This window comes from Pseudomonas sp. SIMBA_068 (assembly GCF_046534705.1).
Taxonomy (GTDB): Bacteria; Pseudomonadota; Gammaproteobacteria; order Pseudomonadales; family Pseudomonadaceae; genus Aquipseudomonas; species Aquipseudomonas putida.
Genome location: NZ_JAWRYI010001530.1, coordinates 1 through 239 on the forward strand (window position 1 = coordinate 1; position 239 = coordinate 239).

The following is a 239-nucleotide window of genomic DNA, read 5'->3' on the forward strand; positions in this document are numbered from 1 at the left end:
GGGAACCCCACCAGGGGTAATTCAAATTTCGAGGTAATGCTTGAGATGGTGGTGGGGGAAGGATTATTCGTCGCTTCGCTCCTCACCCTTCGGGCCGTTGCCTGTGGCAACGTTCTCTCGCTTTCGCTCGAATCGAACCTTAGTCGAAGGTTCTCACCCTTCCCCGATGAGTGCAAACTTTCACAATCTCACCGAAGTTACCACATCGCTGTGGTGAATTATGGTGGTGGGGGAAGGAT

1 other RNA gene is annotated in these 239 nt (G+C 52.7%); it reads right to left on the reverse strand.

What is annotated here, in order from left to right:
* Positions 1-46: 46 nt before the first annotated feature.
* Positions 47-178: non-coding RNA, RtT sRNA (locus tag SB756_RS34800), on the reverse strand.
* Between the last annotated feature and the right edge of the window lie 61 nt (positions 179-239).